The organism is Staphylococcus sp. HMSC06C11 (genome assembly GCF_001808345.1).
GTDB classification, from domain to species: Bacteria; Bacillota; Bacilli; order Staphylococcales; family Staphylococcaceae; genus Staphylococcus; species Staphylococcus capitis.
The window spans coordinates 521,209-530,339 of the sequence record NZ_KV793038.1 but is presented as its reverse complement, the minus strand read 5'-3'; the positions used below and the strand labels follow the sequence as shown (position 1 = coordinate 530,339).

Sequence of the window (9,131 nt, the reverse complement as noted above, 5' to 3'; positions counted from 1 at the left end):
GGCGGTAACACGGGTTCGAGTCCCGTAGGAGTCATACAAACAGAAGTGAAATATCGCTTCTGTTTTTTTATATCTTAAATAAAATTCAATAGTGGAGAGTTGTCCGAGTTGGCCGAAGGAGCACGCCTGGAAAGTGTGTAGGCGTCACAAGCGTCTCGAGGGTTCGAATCCCTCACTCTCCGTACAAACGCGCTTATAATGGTTTAAATCCATTATAAGCGTTAATTTTTTGCATTCTTTTAAATCCTTATGTATCAACACTTTGGATGTGTTTTGTAAAATTCTACTTCTGAATAGTTTTTATTCATTTTAAATTTTTAGTCAAATTGTGACTATGAGTATGATAATTAAGCTTTATTATAGTCACAACATTTTCTAATTTAGTCTCAAGAAAATCTCATTTAAATATTTAACTACTTCTTAATCTTCTTTGTTCTCAAATTCTTTTATTAAGAATCACTTTCTGTGGCGACAGGAAACATCATTTCTTATCTTTATTAAAATACATCATTGTTATAACAAGCGAGTAAACAAAAAGAAAAATCATTACAAACGTTACCATATATGAGTTCCTCCTTTTATCTGTATGAATTTATTTTAATTATATATTTATATATTAATTAAACATAGTAAATCTTATTTAATATTATAACATTTATAAAGGTATAATTAATATATGCTTATCAAAAATAACATGTTAACCCCTTATATATTTTAAGCTAAAGTACTGATAATTATGCAGTGAATCGTTATAATGAGTATTGTATTTAATTTTGGAGGAATGCGTTGTGGGTTATTGGTTAAAAGAACAATCACAATTAAATAAAGATAAAATTGCAGTGGCCACTGATGAACAATCGTTAACGTTTAGTGAGCTGTATGAGAAGGCTTATGATTTGGCACGCTACATTCAGTCACTTCATAAGAAAAGAGTAGGTTTATTTATTAAAAATGATTTAGATTCGGTCATACTTATACATGCTTGCTGGATTGCTCAAATCGAAATAGCGATGCTTAACACGCGTTTAACTGAGCAAGAAATGAGAAATCAGATGAAATCAGTTCGTGTTGATACCATATTACATACGATGCCTCTAACAATGGAGGATTTTAAATTATACAACATTGAAGGTCTTAGAAATTTAACACCTCAACAACTCCAATCTAAACAATTCAATTTAGAAGATATTGCATCTATCATGTTCACTTCTGGAACGACAGGCCCACAGAAAGCTGTGCCACAAACGTTCCATAATCATTTAGCAAGTGCTACAGGTTGTAAACAAAGTTTAGGTTTTGATCAACATACAAAGTGGCTATCAGTTTTACCTATTTATCATATTTCTGGTCTGAGCGTTATTTTAAGATCAGTCATTGAGGGATTCACAGTTCGCTTAGTTGGTAAATTTAATACTGATAAGATGCTTCATATTATTAAAGATGAAAACATGACGCATGTCTCACTTGTTCCTCAAACATTAAAATGGTTGATGGATGGTGGTCTTACACAACCATTCTCAATAGAAAAAATTTTACTTGGAGGAGCAAAACTCTCTTCTAATCTGATAGAGCAAGCACTTGCCAATCAGTTACCGATTTATAACTCTTTCGGTATGACAGAAACATGTTCGCAATTTCTAACAGCTTCACCTGAAATGTTAGCTCAAAAACATGATACAGTCGGTAAACCGAGTGACAATGTAAAAGTAAAAATTAAGAATCCTAATCAAGATGGTCACGGTGAACTTCTTATCAAAGGTGAAAATGTGATGAATGGTTACTTGTATCCTGAGAATTTGACAAAGACATTTGAAGATGGCTTTTTCAAAACTGGAGATATTGCTGAGATAGATGAAGAAGGTTTCGTAATGGTTTATGATCGTCGTAAAGATTTAATTATAAGTGGGGGAGAGAACATTTATCCATACCAAATAGAAACAGTTGCTAAACAATTTAATGAAATTTCTGATGCAGTATGTGTAGGTGTTGCTGATGATACTTGGGGACAAATTCCTGTGCTTTATTTTGTTTCTGAAAATGAAGTCAATAGAGAAGAATTGTTAAACCATTTTCAACAGAATTTAGCAAAATATAAAGTGCCTAAAGCCTTCTATCAAGTAAAGAATTTACCGTATACTTCTACAGGAAAACTGCAACGTAGCAAAGTAACATATGAAGGAAATCAATTATGATTATTAAAGCTATTCATTTATACACGTATAAACAACCTTTCAAATCTCCCATTATTACACCTAAAGTTAAACTTTATGAACGTGAAAGTTTAATTGTTGAAATTTTAACCCGAGATAATCAATCTTTTTATGGTGAGTGTAATGCGTTTACTACGAATTGGTATGATGATGAAACGATAGATATAGCAGTTCATACGCTCAATGAGTGGATACCTCAGCTTATTGACAAAGAATTTAATTCATTTAGAGAGTGGTCTGTTTATTTAGAGCAACTTGAGGAGACCCCAGCGACTCGTTCAGCTATCGTTATGGCAGTTTATCAAATGTATCATGAGTTATCATCTTTCTCAGTAACCTATGGTGCGACAATAAGTGGTTTAACAAATGAACAGTTACATAAGCTTTATGAAACACAGCCACGTCGTGTTAAACTTAAGTGGTCTTCACAACTTGTTGAAGATATCAATGCTATACATCAAAATGATATTCATTGTGATTTAGCACTTGATGCGAATGAATCGCTGAATGTTGAATCATTTTCAAAGATTAGTGAGGTTAATCAAGCGAATATCATATATATTGAAGAACCGTTTAAATCATTAGAGAATTTAAATGCAATGAATGTGAGCGAATATCCACCTATAGCTATCGATGAGAAGGCGACTTCTATCAAAGATATTGTTTCAATTATTGAAAAATTTCCTATTCAATTAGTTGTTTTAAAGCCGTATAGATTAGGTGGTATTGATAAAGTTTTAGAGGCAATAGATATTTTAAAAGAAAAAAATATTAAATTTGTAGTCGGTGGCATGTATGAATTTGGATTAAGTAGATATTTTACAGCAATGTTAGCTAAAGAGGGAGATTATCCAGGTGATGTTACACCTTCCGGATATTACTTTGAAGGTGATTTAGTGAGAGATTCAGGCATTTTAAAAGAGGGAATGATTCATTTTATTCCCCCTAAAGTACAAAAAACTAAACTAACAAAACTTTAATGTTTATGTTCTGATGTCGATTGTTTATCTTTTTTTAATGGTACTGGATCGAAGCCACCTTTATGAAATGGATGACACTTCAAAATGCGGCGTATACCTAAATAAAGCCCTTTAAATGCACCATGATATTGGATTGCTTCTCTCGTATATTCCGAACATGTTGGATAAAATCGACAAGTAGGTGGTGTCAACGGTGATATGAATCGTTGATAAAATACAACTAGCGCTAGAAAAATCTTTTTTATCATGGTATTGCGCCTCCAACAAATTATTTAATAGATTTATTTTAACATAGTAAGAGGGGATGTGTGGATTGTGGAGTTTCGTGATAAAGACAATCGAACGGTCACTTTAAATTTTAAAACGAATAAGGATACGCCTAGTGGTAATCACGTACTCACGATTCCAATATATAATCATCAACTCTTATTTACTCGACACAAAGTTCGTGGAGTTGAATTCCCTGGGGGTAAAGTTGAGTCCGGTGAAACACCATTAGATGCGGTTTTAAGGGAATTATATGAAGAGACAGGCGCAGTTGCTGAGAAATGTATTTATATTGCGCAATATAAAGTGAACACAAATGATCATAGTACATTTCTTAAAGATGTATTTTTCATTGAAGTAAGTCATTTCATTGAAACTTCAACTTATTATGAGACAAATGGTCCATGTCTATTTGAAAATGTTTCCAACATACCTACGGATAAGCAAAGTTTTTTAATACAAGATGCGACGATATTGAAATGTTTAGAAAGGGTGAGAGCGCTTGGATTTTACAAAAATTAAGAAAATGCCAATCGACGCTCATACGCATCATTTTGATGAAGTAACCTATAAAGTAGATGGATTAAATGTCAAAGCTTTAATGATGACACCAGTAGACCAAAATGTAATTCAACGTATAGTTATATATCTTCGCGGTGGAAAAGGACAAGTAGGTCGTGTAAGAGCTGCAAGATTAATGCAGTTTGCAAATGAACATACGATAGTTATAGGGCCATATTATAGAGGTAATAACGGTAGTGAAGGTAAAGATGAATTTTATCGAGGAGATTTGAATGATGTAACACAATTAATTCGACTTTTACATGATAAGTATCCCTCAGCATATATTCATATGATAGGATTCTCACGTGGTGGACTACAAGGTTTATTAACCTTTCAAGACTTACCTGTAAATAGCTTCATCATATGGGGAGGCGTCTCAGATATTCATTTAATGTATGAGGAACGTGTTGATTTAAGAGGGATGTTAAGACGAATGGTGGGCCATCCTAAAAAAGATAAAGACGCTTATGAACAAAGAAACGCGATGAAAACCATTGATTCTACCAGCCCTCCTATATTAATTGTTCATGGAGGTAAAGATAAGCAAGTTGGCATTCACCAAGCTTATGATTTAGAAGAAAAGTTGACAGCTAAGAGGGTGTACTACGAAACGTTTTATCAACTAGATGAAGGTCATGTGCCACGACCTCCAGCAATGAAAGAAACATTATCTAAAATTCAACAATGGATGACCAATATTGAAGAAACTAAAAATAATTTGTGATAACAAATTTTAAATCAAGATAGAGATATATTAAAAAGGGTGAGACAAACGTCTCACCCTTTATTAATTGGAAATATTTATTTATTGAATGCACCTTTTTCAGCAATGTGTTCTACTTCTGAACCAAACTTTTTAAAGTTTTCCTCAAATTGATTAATTAAGTCTTGAGCTTGTTCATGATATTTATTTGCATCACTCCAAGCGTTCACTGGGTCTAAAATAGTTTTTGGCACATCTTTAATTTCAACTGGGATATTTAAACCAAATGTTTCATCTTTTTTATATTCAGCATCTTTTAACTTTCCTGAAATAGCTTGGTTTACCATCTGACGCGTATAGTGTAAGCTGATTCGGCGTCCTACACCATATTTTCCACCAGTCCATCCTGTATTAACTAAATAAACGTCAACATCATGTTTATCGATTAATTCACCTAATAAATCAGCGTAAACAGTTGGATTTAATGGTAAGAATGGTGCTCCAAAACATGTTGAGAACGATGGTTCAGGCTCAGTTACTCCACGTTCTGTACCGGCTAACTTAGAAGTGAATCCACTTAAGAAATGATACATTGCTTGATCTTTGGTTAGTTTGGAAATAGGAGGGATCACACCAAAGGCATCAGCAGTTAAGAAAATAATTGTATTAGGATGAGCTGCTTTTGAAGGCAACACGATATTATCAATATGTTCGATAGGGTAAGCAGCACGAGTGTTTTCAGTGAATTTATTGTCATCGAAGTCTACTGTACCATCCTCTTTTACGACTGTGTTCTCTAGTATAGTGCCGTATTTAATTGCATCATAAATTTGAGGTTCTTTTTCTTTAGAGAGGTTGATTGCTTTGGCATAGCATCCACCTTCAATGTTAAATACACCATTTTTGTTCCAGCCATGTTCATCATCCCCAATAAGTTTTCGTTCTGGATCAGCTGAAAGGGTTGTTTTACCAGTGCCTGATAGTCCAAAGAATAAAGCGACATCACCTTTTTCACCTACATTAGCTGAACAATGCATGCTCATGATATCTTGCATTGGTAAAAGATAATTCATTACTGAGAAAATACCTTTTTTCATTTCTCCAGCATATTCAGTGCCACCAATTAAAATGACTTTGTGCTTGAAAGAAATGATGACAAATGTTTCTGATTTAGTGCCATCTACTTCTGGATCAGCTTTAAAGTGAGGTGCTGATACAATTGTGAAATTAGGTTTGATATTTTTAGCTTCATCTTTAGATTCTGGACGAATAAACATATTGTGCGCGAATAAATTATGCCAAGCCAATTCATTAATCACAGTTAATTTTAAACGTGAATCTTTGTCGCTTCCTGCATAACCATTAAATACGTATAATTCATCTTTTTTACCTAAATAATCTAGAACTTTATTATAAAGTTTTAAAAAAGTTTCCTCATCAATAGGTTGGTTAATGTCTCCCCAATCGACATTATCTCTATAAGAAGGTTCAGTTACGATAAATTTATCTTTAGGTGAGCGCCCCGTATATTTCCCAGTACTTGCATTCACTGCACCTAATTCAGTTAATTTCCCTTCATTATTATCTAAAATTTTATTGTATAGCTGAGTTGTTGAGAGTTGAAATTGTGTTGATGGTTTCTCTAGTAAATTTTTTATTTTTATTGTTTCTGTGTATGTGTCTACTGACATACTCAATCCCTCCAAAGCAATAGTAGTTATGTAAGCCTTTACATTTAAATAGTATAACACATTAATTTTATTAATCCACCGTTAACATAAGCATTTAACGAAAATCATAAATTGACATTGAACCTTGAATTCGGTACTATTATTCTTAACGGATTCTCTTATCCTGAGTGGTGGAGGGACATGGACCCAATGAAACCCAGCAACCTCTTTTATGATAAAGAAAGGTGCCAAACCGTTTGCAGACATATATCGTCTGAACGATAAGAGCGAATGGACGTTTAAGGGCCTTCTCTCTATCTTGATAGTGATGAAGGCTCTTTTATTTAGCTCTCAAATAAAAGAGAATTTTCGTAATTTATATTAAAGGAGCAAAACATGACTTATAATAAACGATTATTTACTTCAGAATCAGTAACTGAAGGTCATCCCGATAAAATTGCAGATCAGGTATCTGATGCAATTCTAGACGAAATTTTAAAAGACGACCCAAATGCGCGTGTCGCATGTGAGACAACAGTAACGACTGGTATGGCGCTTATTTCTGGTGAAATTTCAACATCAACGTATGTTGATATACCTAAAGTAGTGCGTGAGACAATTAAAAATATTGGTTATACAAGAGCGAAATATGGTTATGATTTCCAAACTATGGCAGTTTTAACCGCTATTGATGAACAATCTCCAGACATCGCACAAGGTGTTGATAAAGCGCTAGAATACCGTAATGAAATTTCAGAAGAAGAAATAGAAGCGACTGGTGCAGGAGATCAAGGGTTAATGTTTGGGTATGCCACTAATGAAACAGATACGTATATGCCATTACCAATTTTCTTATCACATCAACTTGCTAAACGTTTATCTGATGTGCGTAAAGATGAAATTTTAGATTATTTACGTCCTGATGGAAAAGTACAAGTAACAGTTGAATATGATGAGAACGATCAACCTAAACGTATAGATACAATTGTTGTATCTACTCAACATGCTGAAGATGTTGAATTGGAACAAATTGAAGCAGATATTAAAAAACATGTCATTTACCCTACAGTATCAGATGATTTATTAGATGCTGATACTAAATTCTTTATTAACCCTACAGGTCGTTTTGTTATCGGAGGACCACAAGGGGATGCAGGATTAACTGGGCGTAAAATCATTGTTGATACTTACGGCGGTTATGCACGTCATGGTGGCGGTTGCTTCAGTGGTAAAGACCCAACTAAAGTTGATCGCTCAGCTGCTTATGCTGCACGTTATGTTGCTAAAAATATAGTAGCCGCGGAGTTAGCTGATCAATGTGAAGTGCAATTAGCCTATGCCATTGGTGTGGCTGAGCCAGTATCTATTTCAATTGATACTTTTGGTACTGGTAAAGTTTCAGAAGCTAAACTAGTTGAAGCGGTTAGAAATAATTTTGACTTAAGACCAGCTGGAATCATTAAAATGTTAGATTTAAAACATCCTATTTACAAACAAACTGCTGCATACGGTCATTTTGGCCGTACTGATGTTTTACTTCCTTGGGAAAAATTAGACAAAGTTAATTTACTTAAAGATGCGGTCGAATGATAACCATAGCTTTCAAAATTAAGAGAAATAAATATTAATTAAATGTCGAAAAATTGATTTTTTTCTATTATAATGAGAGTTATTGAAATGGTTAAAGGAGCGTTGTTGTGATGAGTTTATCTTCACCGATAGTTATAGGCTTAATCGTTGCAATTATTGTGGCAATTCTTTTCTTTATTCTCTTTTTAGTAGCGAATCACAGTAAAAAGAAAATTAAAAACCAAACAGAAGCCCAATATAAAGAAAAAGAGCAACATATGAAAGAATCTCATGAAGAAGCCTTAGAAAAAGAAAGAGTTGAAAATAAAAAGGCTGTCACAAAACAAAAAGAAGATTTTGATGCGACAGTAAGCAGTAAAGATAGAGAAATTGATGCATTAAAACTATTTTCTAAAAATCATAGTGAATATGTAACAGATATGAGATTGATTGGTATTCGTGAACGTCTTGTTAATGAGAAGAGAATTCGTCCTGAAGATATGCACATTATGGCAAATATCTTCCTACCAAGTAATGAATTTAATAATATCGAACGCATCAGTCATCTTGTTTTAACTAGAACTGGTTTATATATCATTGATTCTCAACTTTTAAAAGGTCATGTGTATAATGGTATTAGTGGTGCTCAGTTCAAAGAGTTACCAACAATGTCTCAAGTATTCCAAACACTTGATTTAGATGAATCTACACCTCAAACATTAGTATTAGATCAAAATGAAGATCAACAATCTTTATCATTTGTTAATTATTCTGAGAAGATTAAACATATTCAAAATCTTGCAGGTGATTTACAAAGTGAATTAAACACTAAATATACACCAACTTCAATTTTGTATTTTAATCCTAAAAATGATGGAGATGTTACAATTTCTAATTATAATCAGGCTTCTAATGTTAAGGTTCTAGTTGGGCCTGAACAACTCGATGAATTCTTTAATAAATTTGTATTCCATGGACGTATTCAATATAACGTGGACGAGTTACAAACTATTATGGATAAAATAGAGTCTTTTAATTAATTAATACAAACGTAAGAAAATGATTTTCTTACGTTTGTATTTTTTTATTTGAACAGGGTATAGAAATCTGAAGAGAGAAAATCATATTAATATTTTTACAGTTAGATTGAATCGTAATATGATAGACA

General features: G+C 33.2%; 8 protein-coding genes, 1 tRNA gene and 1 riboswitch. Of the genes, 7 read left to right on the top strand and 2 right to left on the bottom strand.

What is annotated here, in order from left to right:
* Nucleotides 1-93 precede the first annotated feature (93 nt).
* The 3 genes from HMPREF3154_RS05875 (at nucleotide 94) to menC (ending at nucleotide 3,190) form a co-directional block, all read left to right on the top strand.
* Nucleotides 94-182: transfer RNA gene (locus tag HMPREF3154_RS05875), tRNA-Ser, on the top strand.
* A gap of 606 nt (nucleotides 183-788) precedes the next feature.
* Nucleotides 789-2,192, top strand: coding sequence for an o-succinylbenzoate--CoA ligase (gene menE / locus HMPREF3154_RS05870; protein ID WP_023350060.1), 1,404 nt, complete (start codon nucleotides 789-791; stop codon nucleotides 2,190-2,192).
* A complete protein-coding gene (gene menC / locus HMPREF3154_RS05865; protein ID WP_023350061.1) occupies nucleotides 2,189-3,190 on the top strand; it encodes an o-succinylbenzoate synthase in 1,002 nt (333 codons plus the stop codon). Before menE ends, menC begins: the two co-directional genes overlap by 4 nt.
* Here menC and yidD read toward each other — a convergent pair.
* A complete protein-coding gene (gene yidD, locus HMPREF3154_RS05860) occupies nucleotides 3,187-3,435 on the bottom strand; it encodes a membrane protein insertion efficiency factor YidD (protein WP_029625717.1) in 249 nt (82 codons plus the stop codon). The genes menC and yidD overlap by 4 nt on opposite strands.
* Before the next feature lie 70 nt (nucleotides 3,436-3,505).
* On the opposite strand from yidD, the gene ytkD reads away from it, so the two are divergent.
* On the top strand, nucleotides 3,506-3,979 hold the full coding sequence (ytkD, locus tag HMPREF3154_RS05855; RefSeq protein WP_023350062.1) for an RNA deprotection pyrophosphohydrolase: 474 nt from the start codon (nucleotides 3,506-3,508) through the stop codon (nucleotides 3,977-3,979).
* Nucleotides 3,960-4,745, top strand: a complete 786-nt coding sequence (locus tag HMPREF3154_RS05850; RefSeq protein ID WP_023350063.1) for an alpha/beta hydrolase family protein — start codon at nucleotides 3,960-3,962, stop codon at nucleotides 4,743-4,745. Before ytkD ends, HMPREF3154_RS05850 begins: the two co-directional genes overlap by 20 nt.
* 77 nt (nucleotides 4,746-4,822) lie before the next feature.
* Here HMPREF3154_RS05850 and pckA read toward each other — a convergent pair whose 3' ends face one another.
* Nucleotides 4,823-6,415: a phosphoenolpyruvate carboxykinase (ATP) gene (gene pckA, locus HMPREF3154_RS05845; RefSeq protein ID WP_002434740.1), complete on the bottom strand. Its 1,593-nt coding sequence runs from the start codon at nucleotides 6,413-6,415 to the stop codon at nucleotides 4,823-4,825.
* A 155-nt stretch (nucleotides 6,416-6,570) separates the two neighbouring features.
* A riboswitch (SAM riboswitch) is annotated at nucleotides 6,571-6,682 on the top strand.
* Between the two features lie 108 nt (nucleotides 6,683-6,790).
* On the opposite strand from pckA, the gene metK reads away from it, so the two are divergent.
* Together metK and HMPREF3154_RS05835 are read left to right on the top strand one after the other, a co-directional pair.
* Entirely contained in the window at nucleotides 6,791-7,984 is a 1,194-nt protein-coding gene (gene metK / locus HMPREF3154_RS05840) for a methionine adenosyltransferase (protein WP_023350065.1), read from the top strand.
* A gap of 110 nt (nucleotides 7,985-8,094) precedes the next feature.
* Nucleotides 8,095-9,003 (top strand): nuclease-related domain-containing protein, encoded by a 909-nt coding sequence (locus HMPREF3154_RS05835; RefSeq protein WP_002434861.1) that lies wholly within the window; start codon nucleotides 8,095-8,097, stop codon nucleotides 9,001-9,003.
* Nucleotides 9,004-9,131 lie beyond the last annotated feature (128 nt).